The organism is Streptomyces sp. NPDC027962, from assembly GCF_055566095.1.
The window spans coordinates 1-22,528 of sequence record NZ_JBVHTA010000070.1; the positions used below are offsets into that span (position 1 = coordinate 1).

Below are 22,528 nucleotides of genomic sequence, written 5' to 3' on the forward strand. Positions count from 1 at the left end.
CTCACCGCGCTTCGCGCGAGTTGCGACGCTTTACGTCCCGAACACGCCCCCCTGCGCGTCCCCCTGCCCGCGGCCGACGGTTTCGCTCCCCCCGGCGTGTCCGCTTCCCCACCACCAGCAGAAGCCGCACCGGCCGTGGCCACGGCCATCAACTGTGCGCTCCGGCCGAAGGGGGGGGCACATCCTCCACCCCCCAGGGGGAGGCCGCCGGCGTGGGCAACGCGCGCGAACCCCTCGCGACCGAAAGGGAGGTCGCACCCCCAACCCCCACGGGGGGCCCGCACCAGCCGAGGGAAACGGCCACCAACCGCGCGAACCCCTCGCGACCGAAGGGAGGTCGCATCCCTCACCCCCAAGGGGAGCCGTACCGGCGGTGGGAAACGGCCACCGGCCGGGTGGTCCCGCGACCGGCGGGAGGGCGGCGGGGTCGCAGGAGGGGGTGTCCGGAAGTAAAGCGTCGCAACTCGCGCGAAGCGCGGTGAGGAAAGCCATTCCGGGCACCCCCTCCGGAGGCCCCGACCCCCACACCACCCACCCAAGCCGGGTACCCCCGGAAACACCACACCCCCCCGACCAGGCCAAGCACGAGACCCCAGCCGGGCGCACCCCTTCCGGACGCCCCGACCCCCGCACCCCCCGGCAGGGGCACACGGGGCGTCACGCCCCGGGAACGCCGAGCCCCCGGGCCCGGGCACAGGGGCGCCACGCCGCCGGAGCGGGCCGACCACGAGCGCGCGGCGGCCCCCGGGCCGGATACGCCACCACGTTGTGCTCGCGCACAATCAGCGTGTCGCGCTGCTGGTCAGACGCAGCGACTCGGTCCCGAGGCATCGACCCCGAGTCCCGTCCGGTGGTGTGTTGGGCCCCGACAGGCGAGCCGATCGGAGGCGAGCCGGACAAGGGGTTGCGTATGGCCGCCGCGCTTGAGGTGCGGGCGCTGTCCGTGGGGTACGGGCCCGTACGGGCGTTGCGGGACGTGTCCGTCGAAGTGCCCGACGGCGCCGTCGTCGCCGTGCTCGGCGGCAATGGCGCCGGCAAGTCCACCCTGCTGAGGGCGGTGTCCCGCACACTGCCGTTCCAGCGCGGGCACGCCACCGCCGGAAGCATCCGGTTCGAGGGCCGCCCGCTGGACGGCCTCAGCCCTGCCCGCGTCGTAGCCGCCGGGGTGGTGCAGGTTCCCGAGGGCCGGCAGGTCTTCGCCCGTATGACGGTGGCCGACAATCTGCGGGCGGGCGCGCTCGGCGTGCGGGGCGGGCGGCGGGAGTCCGCCGCCGCGCTGGCCCGGGTCCACGAACTGTTTCCCGTACTGGCTGACCGCGCCCATCAGAAGGCCGGTCTCCTGTCCGGCGGTGAGCAGCAGATGCTGGCCATGGGACGGGCGTTGATGGCGAGGCCCAGGCTGCTGCTCCTCGACGAGCCGTCCCTCGGTCTGGCCCCGCTGATGGCGGCGCGGATCGCGGAGACGGTCCAGGAGATCAACGCGGCCGGCACGTCCGTCCTGCTCGTCGAGCAGAACGCGGCGATCGCCCTGCGCCTGGCCTCCACCGCGTACGTCCTGGATGTCGGCGAGGTCGCGCTCGAGGGCCCGGCCGACGAGCTCGCCGCCTCCGACGAGGTGCGGCGCCGCTACCTCGGTGTCGTCGACGAGACCGCCGCAGAGGACGCCGTACGGGCGGAGCACGTCGCGCCCGCGCTGCGGAGGTGGTCGGCGTGAGTACGAGGACAACGACCACCACCGCAACCAGCGCACCGCTCGTCGTCGAGGACGTCACCGTCCGCTTCGCCGGGCTCACCGCCCTCGACGGCGTGTCGTTCACCGTCGAGCCGGGCAGTGTTCACGCCGTCATCGGGCCGAACGGGGCCGGCAAGTCCACCACGTTCAATGTGCTCTCCGGTGTCTACCGGGCGACAGAGGGCAGCGTGCGTTTCGGCGGCGACGAACTCACCGGGCTCCCGCCGCACCGTATCGCGGCTCTCGGTGTCGCCCGCACGTTCCAGAACCTGGCCCTGCCGCCCCACGCCACGGTCGCCGACAGCCTGCTCCTCGGCCGGCACCGGCTCACCCGGGCCGGCTTCGTCGCGGCGGGGCTGCGGCTCCCGTCGGCGGTCCGGGAGGAGCGCAGGCACCGTGAGCGGGTCGCGGAGATAGCCGCTTTCGTCGGGCTCGCGGACGACCTGGACCGGCCCGCCGGTCAACTCCCTTACGGAAAACAAAAGCTCGTCGAGCTGGCCCGCGCCCTGTGCATGGAACCGCGGATCCTGCTCCTCGACGAACCCGTCGCGGGCATGACCGCCGACGAGCGCCGGCAGACCGCCGCCGTCGTCGCGGGCGTACGCGACAGCCTCGGCATATCCATCGTGCTCGTAGAACATGACATGGGGGTGGTGATGCGGCTCGCGGACACCGTGACCGTGCTCGACTTCGGACGCCGTATCGCGGGCGGCACGCCCGCCCAGGTACAGAGCGATCCGGCCGTCGTGCAGGCGTACCTCGGTACGGAGGCCACGCCATGACCACCTTCACCGAACTGCTCCTCGGCGGGCTTTCCATCGGCTCGGTGTACGCCCTGATCGCCCTCGGGTTCGTCGTCATCTTCAAGGCGACGGAGGTCGTCAACTTCGCCCATGCCTCGCTGCTCCTCGCGGGCGGCTACATCACCGCCGTTCTCCACGAGGATCTCGGCTTCTGGCCGGCGCTCGCCGTCGGCATCGCCGGCGCGGCGGTGGTCGGCTCGGCCGTCGACTTCCTGGTCATGCGCCGCTACCGCGGCTCCGACCACAGCGTGCTCGCCATCGTCACCATCGGCGTCGACATCCTCCTCACCACCGAACTGACGCGGCTGATCGGTACGGACGTGCTGGCGCTCGGCGACCCGTGGGGCGACCGGGTCGTGAACCTCGGCGAGATCACGATCGCGCAGACCCGGATCGCGGCGTTCGTCGCCGCGGCGCTGCTCATCACGGCGTTCCTGCTCGCGTTCCGCTACACCTCGTGGGGCGTGGCGATGCGTGCGGCGGCCGAGAACCCGCAGACCGCCGCGCTGATGGGGGTGCGCCTGGGCCGGGTGTCCCTGGCCGCCTGGGCGGTCGCCGGCGCGCTTGCCGCGGTCGCGGCGCTGTTCCTCACCGTCTTCCCGACGCCCGGTCTGGAGCGGGCCACGTCACTCGCGGCCCTCAAGGCGTTCCCCGCCGCGATCCTGGGCGGGCTGGACTCGACGACGGGGGCGCTGGCAGGCGGCCTGATCGTCGGGGTGACGGAGTCGTTCGCGACGGGATACCAGAGCGAACTGACGTTCCTGGGCGGGGGGATAGGGGATCTCGCCCCGTATCTGGTGATGCTGCTCGTGCTGCTGGCGAGGCCGGCCGGACTCTTCGGAACGAAGGAGCTCGCCCGTGTCTGACACCCACCGCCCGGGCCCGGCGTCGGAGGCCCGGCCCACGACCCTCCCCGGCGCACGCACCGGCCGGCAGGCCGACTCCAAGGCCACCGAGCCGTCCGCCCAACCGGCCACCGGGCCGTCGGCGCCCCCCGCGGCCGAATCCAAGGCCACCGATCCCTCGGCGCCACGCGACGCCGATCCCTCGGCGCCGCTGGTCGCCGAGCCGCCGGTCGCCGAGCCGTCTCCGCCACCCGCCCCCGAGCCCCCGGCGGCAGAGCCGCCCAGGCCCCCGACCGCCGCGCGGCCGGCGTTGCGCAGGCCCCGCCCGCGGGCGTACGTCTGGACCGCACTGTCGCTTCTCCTGCTCGTCCTGCCCTTCTACCTCGACCGCTTCTGGCTGCAGGCCGGCCTGTTCGCCATGGCGGCGGCCATCGGTGCCATCGGCATCAACCTGCTCACCGGAGCCACGGGGCAGCTCTCCATGGGGCACGCCTTCTTCCTGGCCGTCGGTGCGTACGGCTACTGCGTCCTCGCCGGCGGCAACGACGTCGAGAGCGGCCACCAGCTGGTCGGCCTCGGCCTGCCTACCTGGCTCGCGGCCGTGCTGGCCGTGTGTCTGGCTGGGCTGGCGGGCGGCCTGTTCAGCCCGATCGCCGGGCGGCTGCGCGGGGCGTACCTCGGTATTGCCACACTCGCCCTGATCTTCGTCGGTCAGCATGTGCTGTTCAATGCCCGTGATCTGACCGGCGGTTTCAACGGCCGGTCCGTACCTCCGCTCTCCCTCTTCGGGCTGGACTTCGACGACAGCGAACTCCTCGTCGCCGCCGTCCCCTTCCAGTCCATGGAGAAGCTCTGGTACGCGGCGCTCGTCGCCCTCCTCCTCTGCGGGCTCTTCGCCCGCGGGGTGCTCCGCGGGCGTCCGGGCCGTGCGATGAACGCCCTGCGCGACCACCGGATCGCCGCCGGGGTGATGGGTGTGCCGGTCGCCCGCTACCGGGCGGGCGTCTTCGTCCTGTCCTCGATGTACGCGGGCCTCGCGGGGGTCCTGCTCGCCCTGGTCTTCCAGCGCACGGTGCCGGAGTACTTCGGCATGGTCCTGTCCCTCGAGTTCCTCGCCATGATCGTCATCGGCGGTCTGGGCTCGGTCGCGGGCGCGGTCGTCGGCGCGGTCTTCGTCTCGCTGCTCCCTCAGGTCCTCACCCGCTGGAGCGACGCCCTGCCCCTGGTCTCCGCACCGGGAACCGGCGGCGTGTCCCCCGGGGAGGCCTCCCGCTATCTGTACGGCGCGGCTGTCGTCGCGGTCGTGCTGTTCCTGCCCGGCGGTCTCACCCGCCTCGCTCCGTCCCTTCGGGAGAAGAAATGAAATCAAGAACTTACGCGGCGGTCCTCGCCGTCCTCGCACTGACGGTGACGGCCGGCTGCAGCTCCAAGGCGACCAGCGGCGACGGCGACACCAAGGGCGCCGGGGGAGTGAAGACCGGGGAGGGTGTCACCGACAAGACGATCACCCTGGGCGTGCTGACCGACATGACGGGCGTCTACGCGTCCCTCGGGAAGAGCGTCACCCAGGCCCAGCAGCTGTGGGCGAAGCAGACCAACGCCGCGGGCGGTATCTGCGACCGGCAGATCGAGATGACCGTACGCGACCACGGCTACGACCCGCAGAAGGCCGTCGCGGCCTACACCGAGCTGGAACCGCAGGTGCTCGGCTTCGCGCAGTTCATCGGCTCGCCGTTCGTCGCTGCCGTCAAGCAGCGCATCGACGGCCAGGACAAGGGGCTGGTGCTGCCCCAGGCCTGGTCGGCCAACCTGCTGGGCAGCCCGTACGTGCGCGTCGTCGGCGCGACGTACGACATCGAGACGATCAACGCCGTCGACTACCTCCTCGCCGAGAAGCGCATCGCCAAGGGCGACAAGATCGGTCACGTCTACTTCGAGGGCGACTACGGCGAGAACGCGCTGGCCGGCTCCACCTACGCGGCCGAGAAGGCGGGCCTGACGGTCGTCGAGCAGAAGATCAAGCCGACGGACAACGACATGTCGGCGCAGGTCGCGGCACTGAAGAAGGCGGGAGTCAAGGCGATCCTGATCAGCGCGGGGCCCCGGCAGGCGGCGTCCCTGGTGGGTGTGGCGGCGGCAGGAGGTTTCGACGTGCCCGTCGTCGGCAACAACTCGGCGTTCGCGCCGCAGCTGATGGCGACTCCCGCGGGGCCGGCGCTGATGAAGGACTACTACGTGGCGGCCTCCACGCTGCCCATCGGAGCACCCGACGCGGGCCCGGCGAAGCTGGCGAAGGAGTATGCCGCGGCGTACCCGAAGGACGGCCTCGACAACGGTGTGGTCGCGGGATACACGGCGGCGACCGTGTTCGGCGAGGCGCTGAAGAAGGCGTGCGAGGAGAAGGACCTGACGCGGGAGGGCGTCGACAAGGCGCTGCTGACGTTGAACGCGTACAAGAGCGACTTCGGCATCACGCACGACTTCTCCGACCCGGCGGCGCCGTCGACCCGCGACAGCCTGATCATGAAGCCGGACAAGTCGGTCCCGGGCGGCCTGAAGGTCGTCCGCCCTGCGACGGCATCGGAGGCGGCGCAGTCCTACAAGCCGCCGACCGGCTGACGCCCGGCCTCAGCCACACCTGCCCCGGCGCACCGCGCCGGGGCAGGTGTGTTTCCGGATCCAACCTCTACGCTCTGCTGCATGGTGCACGTACTGGGCAGCAGGATGCTGCTGAGCCCGACCGATCCGCAGCGCTCACGCGACTTCTACGGCCACGCTCTCGGACTGGCGGTCTTCCGCGAATTCGGAACCGGCAACGAGCGGGGAACGGTGTACTTCCTCGGCGGCGGGTTCCTCGAACTCTCGGGCCGCTCGGACACCCCGCCCTCGCCTGCTGTGCGTCTGTGGCTGCAGGTTCCCGACGTGCGGGCCGCCTACGACGAACTGCTGGAGCGGGGAGTGGAGGTGCTCCGAGCACCGCAGCAGGAACCGTGGGGCCTGATCGAGATGTGGATCGCGGACCCGGACGGCGTGCGCATCGCGGTGGTCGAAGTGCCGGGGGACCACCCTCTGCGCTATCGCCCGTAACGCGGCCTGGCCATCGCGCGGCCGCGCCCGGCAGCCCGGGACGTGCCGTCAGGAAACGCCGAGGGCCCCGGAAGTTTCCGGGGCCCTCGGCGTTTGGAACCTGCGCCGTCGGCGCTACGGCGTCTGTGCCGCACGTGCCTCGCGGCTTTCGCGGCGGTTGCCGCGGAAGGTGTTCACGCGACGGGCGGTGGCGAAGAGCGGGATCGTCGCCGCCATCACGATCTGGAGAGCGCAGCCCATCTGCAGCAGCACCTGGCCGCCGGGCGCGTCGAACGCCCACGCCGCCAGCATGCCCATCGCCGCCACGATCCAGCCGAGCATCGCGACCGCGAGGACGCCTCGCGGCTTCGGGTACTCGACCCGGCTGACCATCAGCCATGCGGTACCGACGATCGCCAGCAGTGTCGCCTCGAACGGCAGCTCGAGCAGCACGATCGAGACGACCGTGAGCGCACCGAACGGCGAGGGCATGCCCTGGAACGTGCCGTCCTTCACGGTGACGCACGAGAAGCGGGCAAGCCGCAGCACCACCGCCAGCAGCACCACGATCGCGGCCACGGCCGAGACCCGCTCGTGCGCGTCGTCGGCGACCATTCCGTAGACCAGCACGAAGTACGCCGGCGCGAGGCCGAAGCTGATCAGGTCGGAGAGGTTGTCCAGCTCCGCGCCCATCGGCGACGACCGCAGCTTGCGTGCCACGAGCCCGTCGCAGAGGTCGAAGATCGCCGCGAGGAGCATCAGGATGACGGCGGTCGCGGCGCTGTGCCGCGCCATGCCGGTCTCCTGGCTGCCCTGGAGGTGCGGGATGAGGATTCCGGTGGTGGTGAAGTACACCGCCATGAATCCGCAGGTGGCGTTACCGAGCGTAAGGGTGTCCGCTATCGACAGCCGCAGCGACAGCGGCATCTCCTCCGCGTCGTCCTCGTCGGACTCCTCCGCCCAGGCGGACGCCTGTGTGTCGGGATCAATCACGGTCAATGCGAGTCACCCCCGCGGTCGTGGTCTGTCCGACCTCGACGGCGACGTCCACACCTTCCGGAAGGTAGATGTCGACCCGCGAGCCGAAGCGGATCAGACCGATGCGCTCCCCCTGCTCGACCTTGGTGCCCTGAGGGATGTACGGGACGATGCGCCGCGCGACCGCGCCGGCGATCTGCACCATTTCGATGTCGCCGAGTTCGGTGTCGAAGTGCCAGACAACGCGCTCGTTGTTCTCGCTCTCCTTGTTGAACGCGGGCACGAAACCGCCCGGGATGTGCTCGACCGACGTCACCGTGCCGGCGAGCGGCGCGCGGTTGACGTGGACGTTGAGCGGGCTCATGAAGATCGCGACGCGGGTGCGTCCGTCCTTCCACGGCATGATGCTCTGCACCACGCCGTCGGCGGGCGAGATGACCCGGCCCTGAGCGATCTCGCGCTCGGGGTCGCGGAAGAACCACAGCATGCCCGCCGCGAGCGCGGTGGTGGGCACGGCGATGGCCGCGGCTCGCCGCGAGCGGCGGGCACGGACCAGGCTGAGTGCAGCGGTGGCGACGGTCGGCAGAAGCCACGGCGATGCTCCGCGCGCGATGCTGACGCGGCCGCGAGGTGCAGAGGTTTGGCTGTGGGGCATGGATGACCTTCGTAGCGGATGATGCCGCGCTGGCAACGGGGGACGGCGGCTTTCAAGCGATCGTATCGGTTACGACCCGCAACTGGGAAAGCCGGCAGACGAGTCGGAGGCCGGAAGATGATGACAGGGTGTGATCATCTTCCGGCCTCAATCGACTTAAATGCGACAATCAGCCTTGGAGTCGGTACTCCTCGAGGAGTCGGCGACCAATGATCATTTTCTGGATCTCGGCGGTACCCTCGCCGATCAGCAGCATCGGAGCCTCGCGGTAGAGGCGCTCGATCTCGTACTCCTTGGAGAAGCCGTAGCCGCCGTGGATGCGGAAGGCGTCCTCGACGACTTCCTTGCAGTACTCGGAGGCGAGGTACTTCGCCATCCCTGCCTCCAGGTCGTTTCGTTCCCCGGAGTCCTTTTTGCGAGCTGCGTTCACCATCATCGCATGCGCGGCCTCGACCTTGGTGGCCATCTCGGCCAGCTTGAAGGAAATGGCCTGGTGCTGGGCGATCGGCTTGCCGAAAGTGTGACGCTGCTGGGCATATGACACGCCCAGTTCGAAGGCACGCTGCGCGACACCGCAGCCACGGGCCGCGACGTTGACACGGCCGACCTCGACGCCGTCCATCATTTGGTAAAACCCTCGGCCTGTGGTCCCGCCGAGCACCCGATTGGCCGGAATGCGCAGTCCGTCCATGATGAGTTCGGTCGTGTCGACGCCCTTGTAGCCCATCTTGTCGATCTTCCCGGGGATGGTGAGACCGGGACGGACCTCACCGAAGCCGGGCTCCTTCTCGACCAGGAAGGTCGTCATCGACTTGTGCGGGGCCGTGCCCTCGGGGTGTCCTTCGTCACTCCGGCACAGAACGGCGACCAGAGTGGACGTTCCGCCGTTCGTCAGCCACATCTTCTGGCCGTTCAGGACGTACTCGTCGCCGTCCTTCACGCCCTTGGACGTGATGGCCGACACGTCCGAACCGAGACCCGGCTCCGACATCGAGAACGCGCCGCGCACCTCGCCGAGCGCCATCCGCGGCAGGAAGGTGTCCTTCTGCTCCTGCGTGCCGTGCTGCTTGAGCATGTACGCCACGATGAAGTGCGTGTTGATGATGCCCGAGACGGACATCCAGCCACGGGCGATCTCCTCGACGCACAGCGCGTACGTGAGAAGGGACTCACCCAGGCCGCCGTACTCCTCCGGGATCATCAGCCCGAACAGGCCGAGCTCCTTGAGACCGTCGACGATCTCCTGCGGGTACTCGTCCTTGTGCTCCAGCTGGGTGGCGACAGGAATGATCTCCTTGTCGACAAAGTCCCGGACGGTGGACAGGATCTCCTGCTGGACGTCGGTCAGACCAGCGGTCTGGGCGAGTCGGGCCATGACTACTTCTCCTGGGGCTTCACGCGGTCAGTTGGAAGGGGTCGGGCGGCCGGGCTGCTCGCCGCCGCGCTCCTTGATGTACGTCTCGGTCGGGACCATCACCTTGCGCCGGAAGACGCAGACGAGCGTGCCGTCCTGCTTGTAGCCCTTGGTCTCGACGTAGACGATCCCGCGGTCCGACTTGGACCTCGACGGCGTCTTGTCGAGGACGGTCGTCTCGCCGTAGATGGTGTCGCCGTGGAAGGTCGGCGCCACGTGCCGCAGCGACTCGATCTCCAGGTTGGCGATCGCCTTGCCGGAGACGTCCGGCACGGACATGCCGAGCAGCAGCGAGTAGATGTAGTTGCCGACGACGACGTTCTTGCCGAAGTCCGTCGTCTTCTCCGCATAGTTGGTGTCCATGTGGAGGGGGTGGTGGTTCATCGTCAGGAGACAGAAGAGGTGGTCGTCGTACTCGGTGACCGTCTTTCCGGGCCAGTGCTTGTAGACGGCCCCGACCTCGAACTCCTCGTACGTGCGTCCGAACTGCATAAGGGTCACGCCTCCGGGATCTCGAACTTGCTGGTGCGCTGCATGCCGGCCGCGCGGCCCTTGCCGGAGATCACCAGCGCCATCTTGCGGCTGGCCTCGTCGATCATCTCGTCGCCGAGCATCGCCGAACCCTTCTTGCCGCCCGCCTCCGACGTGTAGTAGTCGTACGCGTCCAGGATCAGCTCGGCGTGGTCGTAGTCCTCCTGGGAGGGCGAGAAGATCTCGTTGGACGCGTCGACCTGACCGGGGTGGAGCACCCACTTGCCGTCGAAGCCGAGGGCAGCGGCCCGCCCGGCGACCTCCCGGTAGCCGTCGATGTTGCGGATCTGGAGGTAGGGACCGTCGATCGCCTGGAGGTTGTTGGCGCGGGCGGCCATCAGGATCTTCATCAGGATGTAGTGGTAGGCGTCGGCCGGGTACCCGGGCGGCTGCTCGCCGACGACCAAGGACTTCATGTTGATGGAGGCCATGAAGTCGGCCGGGCCGAAGATGATGGTCTCCACGCGCGGTGACGCCTGTGCGATGGCGTTCACGTTGTTGAGGCCCTGCGCGTTCTCGATCTGCGCCTCGATGCCGATCTTGCCCAGCTCGAAGCCCATCGTCTTCTCGATCTGGGTGAGCAGCAGGTCCAGTGCGACGACCTGCTCGGCGCTCTGCACCTTCGGCAGCATGATGCAGTCGAGGTTCTGGCCGGCGCCCTCGACGACGGTGACGACGTCGCGGTAGGTCCACTCGGTGGTCCAGTCGTTGACGCGCACGACCCGCGTCTTGCCCGTCCAGTCACCCTCGTTGAGGAACTTCACGATGGTGTGCCGGGCCTCCGGCTTGGCCAGCGGCGCGCAGGCGTCCTCCAGGTCCAGGAAGACCTGGTCGGCCGGCAGACCCTGGGCCTTCTCCAGGAAGCGGGGGTTGCTTCCCGGCACCGCGAGACACGAGCGGCGGGGGCGAAGCCGGTTCACAGGGTGCACGGGCGTGGTCATGCGGGGACCTCCAGAGGGTCGAGCTTGTTCGCTTTACGGATCTCGTCGACGATACGGCCGATGATCTCCGTGATACCGAAGTCCTTCGGGGTGAATACGGCGGCCACTCCCGCCGCCTTCAGGTCGGCCGCGTCGGCGTTCGGGATGATCCCGCCGACGATCACCGGTATGTCGGCCGCGCCGGCCTCGCGCAGCCGCGCCAGGACGTCCGGCACCAGCTCTGCGTGCGACCCGGACAGGATCGACAGGCCCACGCAGTGCACGTCCTCCGCGAGGGCGGCGGAGACGATCTGCTCCGGGGTGAGCCGGATGCCCTGGTAGACCACCTCGAACCCGGCGTCACGGGCCCGTACGGCGATCTGCTCGGCGCCGTTGGAGTGTCCGTCCAGGCCCGGCTTGCCGACCAGCAGCCGCAGCCGGCCGCAGCCCAGCTGGTCCGCGGTGCGGGACACCTTCTCGCGCACGACGGCGAGCGGCGTGCCCGCCTCCGCGGTGACAGCCACCGGGGCGCTGCTGACGCCCGTCGGCGCACGGAACTCGCCGAAGACGTCACGCAGCGCCCAGGCCCACTCGCCGGTGGTGACGCCCGCACGCGCACACTCGACGGTGGCCGCCATCAGGTTCTCGGTGCCCGCCGCGGCCTTCTTCAGGGCCGCCAGGGCTTCAGCGGCACGGGACTCGTCACGGTCCGCCCGCCACTCGTGCAGCTTTGCCACGACGCGGGCCTCGTTGGCCGGATCGACCGTCATGATCGCCGTGTCGAGGTCCGCCGTGAGCGGGTTCTCCTCCGTGGTCTCGTAGATGTTGACCCCGACGATCTTCTCGTCGCCCGCCTCGATCCGCGCCCGGCGCTCGGCGTGCGAGGAGACCAGCTGCGACTTGAGGTAGCCGGACTCGACGGCCGCCATCGCGCCGCCCATCTCCTGGATCCGGTCGATCTCGGCCAGGCACTCGGTGACGAGCGAGCCGACCTTCGCCTCGATGACGTGCGAGCCCGCGAAGATGTCCTCGTACTCGAGCAGGTCGCTCTCGTGGGCCAGGACCTGCTGGATGCGCAGCGACCACTGCTGGTCCCACGGCCGGGGCAGACCCAGCGCCTCGTTCCAGGCGGGCAGCTGCACGGCCCGCGCCCGCGCGTCCTTCGACAGGGTCACGGCCAGCATCTCGAGGACGATGCGCTGGACGTTGTTCTCCGGCTGAGCCTCGGTCAGACCCAGGGAGTTGACCTGGACGCCGTAGCGGAAGCGGCGCTGCTTCTCGTTCTCGATGCCGTACCGCTCGCGGGTGACCTTGTCCCAGATGCGGCCGAAGGCACGCATCTTGCACATCTCCTCGACGAAGCGGACGCCCGCGTTCACGAAGAACGAGATGCGGGCGACCACGTCGCCGAACTTATCGGCCGGCACCTGGCCCGAGTCGCGGACCGCGTCGAGCACGGCGATCGCGGTGGACATCGCGTACGCGATCTCCTGGACCGGCGTGGCCCCCGCCTCCTGCAGGTGGTAACTGCAGATGTTGATCGGGTTCCACTTGGGGATGTTGGCCACCGTGTACGTGATCATGTCGGTGGTCAGGCGCAGCGAAGGACCGGGCGGGAAGACGTGCGTCCCGCGGGACAGGTACTCCTTGACGATGTCGTTCTGGGTCGTGCCCTGGAGCCTGGTGATGTCCGCACCCTGCTCCTCCGCGACCACCTGGTACAGCGCCAGCAGCCACATGGCGGTGGCGTTGATGGTCATCGAGGTGTTCATCTGCTCCAGGGGGATGTCCTGGAACAGCCGGCGCATGTCGCCCAGATGGGAGACCGGCACACCGACCCGGCCGACCTCGCCGCGGGCGAGGATGTGGTCGGGGTCGTAGCCGGTCTGTGTCGGCAGGTCGAAGGCGACCGACAGTCCCGTCTGGCCCTTGGCGAGGTTGCGCCGGTACAGCTCGTTGGACGCCTCGGCCGTGGAGTGGCCGGCGTACGTCCGCATGAGCCAGGGCCGGTCCTTCTTACGCTCTGTCATCTACGGACCTCAGACATTCCTGAAGCGGTTGATGGCGTCGAGGTGCTTCTCGCGCATCTCGGGGTCGCGCACGCCGAGGCCCTCCTGCGGAGCCAGCGCGAGGACGCCGACCTTGCCCTGGTGGAGGTTGCGGTGCACGTCGTACGCGGCCTGGCCGGTGTCCTCGAGGGAGTAGACCTTGGAGAGCGTCGGGTGGATCTTGCCCTTGGCGATCAGGCGGTTGGCCTCCCACGCCTCGCGGTAGTTCGCGAAGTGCGAACCGATGATCCGCTTCAGCGACATCCACAGGTAGCGGTTGTCGTACTCGTGGTTGTAGCCCGAGGTCGACGCGCAGGTGACGATCGTGCCGCCCTTGCGGGTGACGTAGACCGAGGCGCCGAAGGTCTCGCGGCCCGGGTGTTCGAAGACGATGTCGACGTCCTCGCCGCCGGTGAGCTCACGGATGCGCTTGCCGAAGCGCTTCCACTCGCGCGGGTCCTGGTTGTGCTCGTCCTTCCAGAACTTGTAGCCCTCCGCGTTGCGGTCGATGATCGCCTCCGCGCCCATCTTCCGGCAGATGTCGGCCTTCTGGTCACTGGAGACGACACAGATCGGGTTGGCGCCGCCGGCCAGCGCGAACTGGGTGGCGTACGAGCCGAGTCCGCCGCTCGCGCCCCAGATCAGGACGTTGTCGCCCTGCTTCATGCCGGCGCCGTTGCGGGAAACCAGCTGGCGGTAGGCGGTGGAGTTGACCAGGCCCGGGGAGGCGGCCTCCTCCCAGCTCAGGTGCTTGGGCTTCGGCATCAGCTGGTTGGACTTGACGAGCGCGATCTCCGCCAGGCCGCCGAAGTTGGTCTCGAAGCCCCAGATCCGCTGCTCGGGGTCGAGCATGGTGTCGTTGTGGCCGTCGGAGGACTCGAGCTCGACGGACAGGCAGTGGGCGACCACCTCGTCACCCGGGTTCCAGGCGTTGACGCCGGGGCCGGTGCGCAGGACGACGCCTGCGAGGTCGGAGCCGATGACGTGGTACGGCAGGTCGTGGCGCTTGGTGAGTTCGGACAGCCGTCCGTAGCGCTCCAGGAACCCGAAGGTGGAGAGCGGCTCGAAGATCGAGGTCCACACGGAGTTGTAGTTGACCGAGCTGGCCATGACCGCCACGAGGGCCTCGCCGGGGCCGAGCTCCGGCACCGGGACGTCCTCGACGTGGAGGGACTTGCGGGGGTCCTTCTCCCGGGTCGTGAGGCCCTCGAACATGTCGACCTCGTCCTTGTGCACGGTCACCGCGCGGTAGGACTCGGGAATGGTCAGAGCGGCGAAGTCGGCGGACGTGGACTCCGTCGACTGGATCGCGTCCAGGATTTCCTTCACGGTGATGCCTCCGGCGAATGCGATATCCCCAGCTCGGCGGGGCCGGGCGAGGGGAGGCGTCCGTCAGGACGCCGAGGGGTGCGTCGGGGTGGTGCTGCTGCTGTGGAGGTGTGCCGTCGGTTCGGCGGTGGTGCTGCTGGCGGCGCTGGTGGGCGCTGAAGGTGCCTGTGACGCAGGCGTCCGGGCGCACAACGCGATCGTTGCGGGGACAGCCGGCGTACGAATGGTCTCTGCACGCCGGCCGCCCGGACAACATCAACGTATGGCACCCCGTGCCATGTGACAAGACACTGCGTGCCAAGAATTTCTCTCAGATGAAATTTGCCGGACACATCTGAGCGATGATCGATCGAATACCCTGCCCGATCAGCACAAACGGCCGCCCCGAGTGGGGCGGCCGTTACCGTGCGTCGGTCTGTGTGCGATGTGGGTGAGGCGACTTCCGTGGTCCCGGGTACCGCCGAACGGGTGAATCTGCCGGAGGGACTCAGCTGTCCTTGAGCGCCTGCTCGATGGTGCGCATGACCTCGCTCAGCGGAGCGTCCGTACGGGCCACGGCCACCAGCACCTCGCCGTGCGCGCGGGCCGTCGCGGCGGGCTCCTCGGGACCCGAGGCATCGGCCACGACCGCCCCGTGCTTACGACCCGCCCCTATGCCCGTGCCGAAGGTGTCGCGCACGATGGCGAACGCGTGGTCCAGCTGGGCCTCCACGTCGCCCTGCCCGCCGGCCCGGAGCCAGCGGCGCAGCACATGGTTGTGCGCGGTGACGACCGCGGAGGCCGCGACCTCCGCCAGCAGCGGGTCGTCGTTGCCGTCGTGGTGGTCCCGCTCGTCGAAATGGCCCAGCAGATAGCGCGTGAACAGCCGCTCGTAGCGGGCCACCGACGCGATCTCGCGCTCCCGCAGCGTGGGCACCTCGCGGGTCAGCCGGTAGCGCTCGACGGCGACCGCGGGGGAGGAGGCGTACATCCGCATGACCTCCTTGATGCCCCGGCACACCGTGTCCAAAGGGTGCTCGTGGGCGGGAGCGGCGTTGAGTACCGCCTCCGCGCGCACCAGGGTGTCGTCGTGGTCCGGGAAGATCGCCTCTTCCTTGGAGCGGAAGTGCCGGAAGAAGGTTCGCCGCGCCACGCCCGCCGCGGCCGCGATCTCGTCGACGGTTGTCGCCTCATAGCCCTTGGTCGCGAACAACTCCATGGCCGCCGCCGCGAGTTCACGGCGCATCTTCAGACGTTGCGCGGCGGCGCGGGAGCCCGCGGCGCTCTCCGGAGCGTCGGTCGTGGCGCCGGAGCGGCCGGGGCGGCGGGAGGGGTCAGCGGGCTGGGGCATGATCTGAACGTACTGCATTCGAGCAGCTGAATGCGCCCGCGGGGCGGGGCTCGGGTCGCCGGAGGCCGGGGGCGGGCCGCCCGGGCCGAGCAGCCCGCCCCAGCCGGCGTCGACTTCAGCGCCGGGCATATTCGCGGAAGCCGCGACCCGTCTTGCGGCCGAGGCATCCCGCGGCCACCAGGTGCTCCAGCAGCGGCGCCGGCGCGAGACCCGGGTCGCGGAACTCGCTGTGCAGAACCTTCTCGATCGCGAGGGAGACGTCGAGGCCGACGACGTCGAGCAGTTCGAACGGTCCCATCGGGTAGCCGCCGCCCAGCTTCATCGCGGCGTCGATGTCGTCGAGCGTCGCGTAGTGCTCCTCGACCATCTTGATCGCGTTGTTGAGGTACGGGAACAGCAGCGCGTTCACGATGAAGCCGGCGCGGTCGCCGCAGTCCACCGGGTGCTTCTTGATCCTGGCGGTGACCTCGCGGACCGTGGCGTGCACGTCGTCGGCGGTGAGGACGGTGCGGACCACCTCGACCAGCTTCATCGCCGGGGCCGGGTTGAAGAAGTGCATACCGATCACGTCCTGCGGGCGCGAGGTGGCGCGGGCGCAGGCGACGACGGGCAGCGAGGACGTCGTGGTGGCGAGCACCGCGCCCTGCTTGCAGATCTTGTCCAGGGTGGCGAACAGCTGCTGCTTGATCTCCAGGTCCTCCGCCACCGCCTCGACGGCCAGGTCGACGTCGGCGAAGGCGTCCAGCGATCCGGCCGGCGCGATCCTCGCCAGCGTCGCCTCGCGGGCCTCCTCCGTCATACGGCCCTTGGCGACCGAGCGGGCCAGCGACTTCCCTATCCGGGCCTTCGCCACCTCGGCCTTCTCCAGGCTGCGCGCGGCGAGCACCACGTCGTGACCGGCCTTGGCGAAGACCTCCGCGATGCCGCTCGCCATGGTGCCCGAGCCGGCCACGCCGACCGAGCGGACCTCGCGGCCCGCGGCCGCCTCGGCGGACGCCTGCGGCGTGAGGGCGTCCGGCACCACCTCCGCGGTGCCCGCGGCGGCGTAGGTGTAGAAGCCGCGGCCCGCCTTGCGGCCCGTCAGGCCGGCCTCGCTGAGTTGCTTGAGGATGGGCGCGGGCGCGTGCAGCCGGTCGTGCGACTCGGCGTACATCGCGTCGAGCACGGTACGGGCGGTGTCGATGCCGATCAGGTCGAGCAGTGCGAGCGGTCCCATCGGCAGACCGCAGCCGAGCTTCATCGCGGCGTCGATGTCCTCGCGGGAGGCGTAGCGCGACTCGTACATCGCGGCGGCCTGGTTGAGGTAGCCGAACAGCAGCCCGTCCGCGACGAATCCGGGACGGTCGCCGACCGCGACGGGCTCCTTGTCGAGCTCCCGGGCGAGTGCGGTGACGGCCTCGACGGCCGCCGGGGCGGTCAGCACGCAGGAGACGATCTCGACGAGCTTCATCGCCGGGGCCGGGTTGAAGAAGTGCAGTCCGAGCACGCGCTCCGGGTGCTGCGAGTCGGCGGCGAGCCGCGTCACGGAGAGGGCGTTGGTGCCGGTGGCGACGATCGCCTCCGGGCGAACGATCGAGTCCAGCGCACGGAAGACCTGCTGCTTCGCCTCGTACGACTCGGGAACCACCTCGATGACGAGGTCGGCCTCCGCAGCCGCCTGGAGGTCGGAGAAGGTGCGGAAGCGGGCAAGGATGTTGCGGCGCTCCTCCTCAGTGATCCGCTCGCGCTGCACGGCGCGGGCGGTGGAGGCCTCGAGGGCGACGACAGCGGTGCGGGCCGCGGCGTCGCTGATGTCGATGCCGATGACCTCACGGCCGGCGCGGGCGAGGACCTCGGCGATGCCGGTGCCCATGGTGCCGAGGCCGACGACGGCGATGGTGTGGAGAGGGGTGTCCATCACGGGACTCCAGGGTGAGTGACGACTGATGAGGAGCGCGCGCGGGGCGGAACGGAAGGAACGCCGAATGCGCGCGGGCCGGACGCCCCGAGGGCGTGCGGCGCGCGGGAACCGCGTGTCGTGTTACTGGGCCGACGGGCCTGTCCCGGGCCACGCCGTACTTGGTGCTTCGCGCCCCGAGAACCTCGAAGACGCCGAAAGCCGAACCGACAACCTCTCGGCGGCTGCGTCACCAGGCCACCGGGAGTCGCGGGGATGACCCGCTCACTTGAGATTAACTCGCGAGTAACGAGCGCGCCACCCCCGGGCCGATGTGATCTGGATCGCCCGACCGGCCGCCGCGGGCCGGTATCGGCCGATACCCTGGCCGTATGGACGAGGAGTTACGGTCGCTCGCGAGCCGGCTGCGGGACGAATCGGGCGGCGGCCCGGTGTACGAGCGCCTGCTGGTCACCGTCGACCACGACGAACTCGCCGCGGTCCTCACCGAGGACCAACGCCCGCTGTGGGCCCGCGAGATCGCCGCCTTCCGTCTCGGCTGCGCCGGCGACCGCCGCGCCTTCGAGTCCCTGGTCCTGCTCCTCAACCACCGCGACCCGCAGCGCTGCGTCTCCGCCGCGCACGCCCTGCTCCTGCTCGCCGACCCCCGCACCCCCCGTGCGGCCGCGGCCCTCGCCACCAACGAACTCCGCGTCGCCTACGCCCTGACCCCGGTCCGCCTGCTGACCCGCCTGCGGGCCCCGGAGTCCGCCCCCGCCCTGATCACCGTCCTCCGCCGCCGCCTCACCCTCGGCGACCCCCACTGGCGCGTCGCCCTGGCGTGCGTGGAGGGCCTCGGCGCCCTGGGCGACAAACGCGCGGCCGACGTCTTGCGCGCGTCCCTCCCGCACCCCCGCTTGACGGCGGCCTCGGCGGCGGCCCTGGCCCGGTTGGACTGCTGAGGCGCGGAGCGGATCTGGTGGCCGCATGTCCATCTTCGCTCAGAGCAAGGTCAATTGGGTCGGCTCCGGCGGCGCGGGGGCGGGCTCGGGAGCGGTGCGTGGGCGGCGGTGGTTGTCGTGGCCGGAGGGGCCGATGCCGAACTCGGTGGCCAGCTCGTGTACATGGCGGGTGATCCTGCGCTGGTACCACTTGGGGGCGTATGCGCCCTCCGCGTACAGCCGTTCGTACCGCGCGACCAGGTACGGGTGGTGTTCGCGCAGCCACGCCATGAACCACTCGCGGGCGCCCGGCCGCAGATGCAGGACGAGCGGGGTGACGGAGGTGGCGCCTGAGGCGGCGATGGCGCGGACAGTGTCGCGCAGCTGGTCCGGGCTGTCGCCGAGGAAGGGGATCACGGGGGGCCATCAGGACGCCGCAGCCGATGCCGTGTTCGGTGAGGGTGCGGACCACGTCCAGGCGGCGCTCGGGGGAGGGGGTGCCCGGTTCGACCGTGCGCCACAGCTCGCGGTCGGTGAAGCCGACGGAGACCGATATCCCGACCTCGGTGACGTCGGCGGCCTGCCGCAGCAGATCCAGGTCGCGCAGGATCAGGGTGCCCTTGGTCAGGATCGAGAACGGGTTGGCGTGGTCCCGCAGGGCCGAGATGATGCCCGGCATGAGCTGATACCGGCCCTCCGCCCGCTGGTAGCAGTCGACGTTCGTGCCCATGGCGACGTGCGCGCCGTGCCACTGCCGGGAGGCCAGCTGCCGGCGCAGCAGCTCGGGGGCGTTGATCTTGACCACGATCTGGGAGTCGAAGCCGAGGCCGGTGTCGAGGTCCAGATAGCTGTGGGTCTTGCGGGCGAAGCAGTAGACGCAGCTCTTGCGGGTCCCTCAGTGGACGTTAAGTCCGCTTCTGGTAGCGGCCTCGTCCGGGTTGAGTGAGGAAGCCTTGGCGGGTGAGGCGTCCGAGGCGGCTTCGGGTGATGCTGACGGATGCCTCGTCGGTGGGCATGCCGAGGAGTTCGTGCAGCTCACGGGCTCGGAACTCTTGATCGGGATGCTGGTTGAAGGTGTTCACGATGGCCTGGTAGGCGGTGTTCGTCTCGGGCGGTGCGGGTTGGCCTGAAGCCGGTGCGAGTTCGGCGATGACCTTCCGGGTGGTGACCAGGTTCGCGAGTCGCGCTTCGGTCTCGGTAAGGGCGGCGGTCAAGTGCTGGATCTGGTCACGCAGTTCGTCGGCACGGGCTGCGGCCTTGTCGTGCTGGGCCTGAAGGTCGGCCAGGAGCTCGATGACGTTCACGCGGCCAGTCCGAGGGTGTCGCGCCAGGCTGGACTCGGTGTGGTGAGGCGGCGGGTCATGCTCGCGATCGAGGCCCAGTAGACGCGCGAGGCGGACGTGTCGGGCCGGTGATCGTACTCGCGGGCCAGTCGGCGGTGCAGCATCAACGTGCCGTTGACCTGCTCCACGATCCACCTCTTCGGTTGCGGGACGAAGCCTTTGCCCTGGTCAGCCGGGTTGCGGCGGACGACTTCGACGTCGATGTCCAGCAAGGCACCGTGGATGAGGACCTCGTCCTTGAAGCCCTGGTCCACCAGAGCCTTCTCCAGACGCATCCCGCACCGCTCGGCGGCCTGGTCGAGCAGGCGGTGCCGGCGGCGTTGTCGTGGGCGGATGCGGCGAGCACAACGACGCCGATGATCAGCCCCAGCACGTCGACGGCCAGTCCCCGCTTGCGGCCCGACAGCTTCTTGTTGGCGTCCAGTCCCGTCGTGGTCTTCGGGACACCGGCGGCCGCACGCACGGACTGGGTGTCGATGATCACGAGGGACGGGTCCTCTAATCGGCGGGCTCTCTCCCGGACCTGGCAGCGCAGGAGTTCCTGGATCCGCTGGTCAAGGCCGTCCTGACGCCACAGCGTGAAGTAGTAGAACACCGCCGACCAGGCCGGCAGGTCATGGGGCAGGTAGCGCCACTGACAGCCCGTCCGGTTCTGGTAGAAGATCGCGTTCACGACCTCCCGCAGATCGCAGGCCCCGGGGTCCCCGGTCGCCGACCGCGCCACCCTCGCCTGCTTCCAGGCCGTGATCATCGGCTCGATCAACGCCCAATGCTCATCCGACAAGTCGCTCGGATACGGTCTTCGGTCCATGCCCGCATCCCAGCATGCACATGGCGAACGGTCGCCCCGTACGGCGATCAGTACCACGATCGAGCGATCACGAACCAGGGAAGATCGGACTTAACGTCCACTGAGGAAGCGAAGGGCCGAGCTGGACACGTCGACGCCCGACGGGTAGACAAGCACGTGAAGCCTCTGGTGGAGACGGTTCTCTTGGTCGAAAACCCATTTACCAGGGGCTTCACCACGTTGTCAGCCCAACCGACGTACTCCCGAAGCAGGTTGGGAAGGCTCAGTGGAAGAAGATCCAGTCATCGAATCCACTGGAGCGAATCAACCGCGAGATCAAACGCCGCACCGACGTCGTCCAGGTCTTCCCCAACCCAGCCGCCCTCGAACGGCTGGTCACCGCTGTGCTCAGCGAGATGCACGACGAGTGGATCGCGTTCCCCCGCCGCTACCTCTCCGAAGGCAGCATGGCCGCCGTCTACGCCGGCGAACACGCCGGGAACACCACCCACGAGCTCCCCAACACCCGAAACACCACCACCACTTGATCGCCTACAGCATCAAGCGGGACGCCATCTGAGGTCGTGCGCGGGTCGGCCGGTTACTCCGCCTCCGTGGGCAGTTCGCCGCCCGCGCAGGTGGCGCGGCCGAACTCCCCGGAGGCCGTGGCGCGCTGCACGTGCTTCCCGCGGATCGCGAGGGTGCAGGAGGCCTGGCCGCCCTGTTCGCCGAGCACGATCGACACGATCGGCGAAGCGCCGAGCGGCGCCTCCACGGTCTTTTTCCAGGGCAGCTTCGCGCCCTTGACCACCGTCGTCTTGCCCGACTCGTCCCGGCCCAGGTACGAGATGTCGGCCGGGCCCTCGCCGGTGACCTCGTACGTCACCTCGGCGGTCGGCACCGAGTCGGCCTTCGGCTTGTCCTCGGCCTCGGTGCTGAGCACTCCGTAGCCGACGAGGCCGCCGCAGACGAGCAGCAGGACGACCGCGATCCCGAGGGCAGCCCGGCTACCGCCGGAGTCCTTCGTGTCTTCGGCATCCTTTCCGCCCTCGGCGTCCTGTGCCGCCGTCTCGTCCGTCACCGCGTCGTGCTGCACTGCGTCCTCCGTCGCGGTGTCGTTCGAGGCCGCGTTGTCTGTCGCAGTGTCATGCGTCGTGGTGTCTTCCGCTGCCGTTTCCTCAGCGGGAACCTCGTCGCTGCCTTTCGCGGCTTTCTCGTCCAGGCGCGCGGAATCCGACTCCACGGCAGGGTCGTTCTCCCGCACGAACATGTCCGCGGATTCGTTTGATGGCATGACTGTGGACCGGCTTTCAGTAATTGGCAGGCGTCGGCAGATTTTGAACCGGGCGAATATACATCATCCGGTACCGAAAAATCGAGCGGCCGGACAAAAGTGGCGTAACTGCCCCGTTTTCTGGGGCGTTTTCTCCCTGATGTCCAATCGGTTGACAGTGCGTCGGTGAAGTCGTTAAAAATCGCCTGACACGCATGTGAGCTGCGGTTTCCGGCTCACACGTCATGGTGGGACAACACTCCATGCCGGACGGAGGCCTCCGCTCCGGTTCTTCGGCGTGCCCTTCCCAGGCGCCTGGATCCATGTCAATGGTTCTTGCTGCGCACGGGTGCGTCGGCGCGCCGGATTTCAGAAAGGCAATGAGGTGAAAATTCCTCGCAGGAGATATATCTCCTGTCTGGTGATATCGGCGGTGGCGAGCACGCTGCTACCGCAGGTGGCCTATGCTGCGCCAGCTTCCGGTGATTCCGGTAAAGGATTCACGGAAACGCTGGACGGCTGGTTCTCCGGCGACGACGACAAGGGGCAGAAAGAGCCGCCCTCCTACGGAAATCGCGGAATAGCCGACCGGCAGAAGATCGCCAAGGGAAAGAATGATCCGAAGGCGAAGCGGGTCAAGGAACTGACCTCCCG

Annotated in this window: 19 protein-coding genes and 3 pseudogenes; 9 read left to right on the forward strand and 13 right to left on the reverse strand. The window is 69.3% G+C overall.

What is annotated here, in order from left to right:
* The first annotated feature begins 910 nt into the window (after window positions 1-910).
* The 6 genes from ACZ4SA_RS35740 (at window position 911) to ACZ4SA_RS35765 (ending at window position 6,467) form a co-directional block, all read left to right on the forward strand.
* On the forward strand, window positions 911-1,714 hold the full coding sequence (locus ACZ4SA_RS35740) for an ABC transporter ATP-binding protein (protein WP_468282606.1): 804 nt from the start codon (window positions 911-913) through the stop codon (window positions 1,712-1,714).
* Window positions 1,702-2,514, forward strand: a complete 813-nt coding sequence (locus ACZ4SA_RS35745; RefSeq protein WP_468282609.1) for an ABC transporter ATP-binding protein — start codon at window positions 1,702-1,704, stop codon at window positions 2,512-2,514. The genes ACZ4SA_RS35740 and ACZ4SA_RS35745 overlap by 13 nt, the downstream gene beginning before the upstream one ends.
* A complete protein-coding gene (locus ACZ4SA_RS35750; RefSeq protein WP_468282612.1) occupies window positions 2,511-3,401 on the forward strand; it encodes a branched-chain amino acid ABC transporter permease in 891 nt (296 codons plus the stop codon). Before ACZ4SA_RS35745 ends, ACZ4SA_RS35750 begins: the two co-directional genes overlap by 4 nt.
* Window positions 3,402-3,690: 289 nt before the next feature.
* A complete protein-coding gene (locus tag ACZ4SA_RS35755; RefSeq protein WP_468282653.1) occupies window positions 3,691-4,743 on the forward strand; it encodes a branched-chain amino acid ABC transporter permease in 1,053 nt (350 codons plus the stop codon).
* On the forward strand, window positions 4,740-5,999 hold the full coding sequence (locus ACZ4SA_RS35760; protein WP_468282615.1) for an ABC transporter substrate-binding protein: 1,260 nt from the start codon (window positions 4,740-4,742) through the stop codon (window positions 5,997-5,999). The genes ACZ4SA_RS35755 and ACZ4SA_RS35760 overlap by 4 nt, the downstream gene beginning before the upstream one ends.
* Before the next feature lie 81 nt (window positions 6,000-6,080).
* Complete coding sequence (locus tag ACZ4SA_RS35765) at window positions 6,081-6,467, forward strand: VOC family protein (RefSeq protein ID WP_468282618.1); 387 nt, start codon at window positions 6,081-6,083, stop codon at window positions 6,465-6,467.
* A 114-nt stretch (window positions 6,468-6,581) separates the two neighbouring features.
* Here ACZ4SA_RS35765 and pssA read toward each other — a convergent pair whose 3' ends face one another.
* From pssA to ACZ4SA_RS35810, 9 genes are all read right to left on the reverse strand, one after another.
* Window positions 6,582-7,445 carry a CDP-diacylglycerol--serine O-phosphatidyltransferase gene (pssA, locus tag ACZ4SA_RS35770; protein WP_468282620.1) on the reverse strand — a complete coding sequence of 288 codons (864 nt, stop codon included), beginning with the start codon at window positions 7,443-7,445 and terminating at the stop codon, window positions 6,582-6,584.
* Window positions 7,432-8,079, reverse strand: a complete 648-nt coding sequence (locus ACZ4SA_RS35775; RefSeq protein ID WP_356635670.1) for a phosphatidylserine decarboxylase — start codon at window positions 8,077-8,079, stop codon at window positions 7,432-7,434. The genes pssA and ACZ4SA_RS35775 overlap by 14 nt, the downstream gene beginning before the upstream one ends.
* A gap of 169 nt (window positions 8,080-8,248) precedes the next feature.
* Window positions 8,249-9,454, reverse strand: coding sequence for an acyl-CoA dehydrogenase family protein (locus ACZ4SA_RS35780; RefSeq protein WP_468282623.1), 1,206 nt, complete (start codon window positions 9,452-9,454; stop codon window positions 8,249-8,251).
* A 27-nt stretch (window positions 9,455-9,481) separates the two neighbouring features.
* Window positions 9,482-9,985 (reverse strand): MaoC family dehydratase, encoded by a 504-nt coding sequence (locus ACZ4SA_RS35785; protein ID WP_468282656.1) that lies wholly within the window; start codon window positions 9,983-9,985, stop codon window positions 9,482-9,484.
* A 5-nt stretch (window positions 9,986-9,990) separates the two neighbouring features.
* A complete protein-coding gene (locus ACZ4SA_RS35790; RefSeq protein ID WP_468282626.1) occupies window positions 9,991-10,965 on the reverse strand; it encodes an HpcH/HpaI aldolase/citrate lyase family protein in 975 nt (324 codons plus the stop codon).
* Window positions 10,962-12,974, reverse strand: a complete 2,013-nt coding sequence (locus tag ACZ4SA_RS35795; protein WP_468282629.1) for a protein meaA — start codon at window positions 12,972-12,974, stop codon at window positions 10,962-10,964. Before ACZ4SA_RS35795 ends, ACZ4SA_RS35790 begins: the two co-directional genes overlap by 4 nt.
* Window positions 12,975-12,983: 9 nt before the next feature.
* Complete coding sequence (gene ccrA / locus ACZ4SA_RS35800; protein ID WP_468282632.1) at window positions 12,984-14,321, reverse strand: crotonyl-CoA carboxylase/reductase; 1,338 nt, start codon at window positions 14,319-14,321, stop codon at window positions 12,984-12,986.
* Window positions 14,322-14,808: 487 nt separating this feature from the next.
* The gene (locus ACZ4SA_RS35805) at window positions 14,809-15,669 is read right to left on the reverse strand and encodes a TetR family transcriptional regulator (RefSeq protein ID WP_468282635.1); all 861 of its coding nucleotides are present in this window, start codon (window positions 15,667-15,669) and stop codon (window positions 14,809-14,811) included.
* 97 nt (window positions 15,670-15,766) lie between these two features.
* Window positions 15,767-17,548, reverse strand: coding sequence for a 3-hydroxyacyl-CoA dehydrogenase family protein (locus ACZ4SA_RS35810; RefSeq protein WP_468282638.1), 1,782 nt, complete (start codon window positions 17,546-17,548; stop codon window positions 15,767-15,769).
* Window positions 17,549-17,919: 371 nt separating this feature from the next.
* Here ACZ4SA_RS35810 and ACZ4SA_RS35815 point away from each other — a divergent pair, with 371 nt between their 5' ends.
* A complete protein-coding gene (locus ACZ4SA_RS35815; RefSeq protein WP_468282641.1) occupies window positions 17,920-18,489 on the forward strand; it encodes an adenylosuccinate lyase in 570 nt (189 codons plus the stop codon).
* Window positions 18,490-18,528: 39 nt separating this feature from the next.
* Here ACZ4SA_RS35815 and ACZ4SA_RS35820 read toward each other — a convergent pair.
* The 3 genes and pseudogenes from ACZ4SA_RS35820 to ACZ4SA_RS35830 form a co-directional block, all read right to left on the reverse strand.
* Window positions 18,529-19,363 (reverse strand): annotated as a pseudogene (locus tag ACZ4SA_RS35820) (radical SAM protein); the annotation flags it as partial.
* A 10-nt stretch (window positions 19,364-19,373) separates the two neighbouring features.
* The gene (locus ACZ4SA_RS35825; protein WP_468282644.1) at window positions 19,374-19,772 is read right to left on the reverse strand and encodes a hypothetical protein; all 399 of its coding nucleotides are present in this window, start codon (window positions 19,770-19,772) and stop codon (window positions 19,374-19,376) included.
* Window positions 19,769-20,622: pseudogene (locus ACZ4SA_RS35830) on the reverse strand (IS5 family transposase). Before ACZ4SA_RS35830 ends, ACZ4SA_RS35825 begins: the two are co-directional and overlap by 4 nt.
* A 257-nt stretch (window positions 20,623-20,879) precedes the next feature.
* Between ACZ4SA_RS35830 and ACZ4SA_RS35835 the strand changes: the two are divergent.
* Window positions 20,880-21,149 (forward strand): annotated as a pseudogene (locus tag ACZ4SA_RS35835) (transposase); the annotation flags it as partial.
* Window positions 21,150-21,202: 53 nt separating this feature from the next.
* On the opposite strand, the gene ACZ4SA_RS35840 reads toward ACZ4SA_RS35835, so the two are convergent.
* Entirely contained in the window at window positions 21,203-21,895 is a 693-nt protein-coding gene (locus ACZ4SA_RS35840; RefSeq protein ID WP_468282647.1) for an MmpS family transport accessory protein, read from the reverse strand.
* A gap of 412 nt (window positions 21,896-22,307) precedes the next feature.
* Between ACZ4SA_RS35840 and ACZ4SA_RS35845 the strand changes: the two genes are divergently transcribed.
* A partial coding sequence (locus ACZ4SA_RS35845; RefSeq protein WP_468282650.1) for a hypothetical protein occupies window positions 22,308-22,528 on the forward strand: 221 nt, incomplete at its 3' end.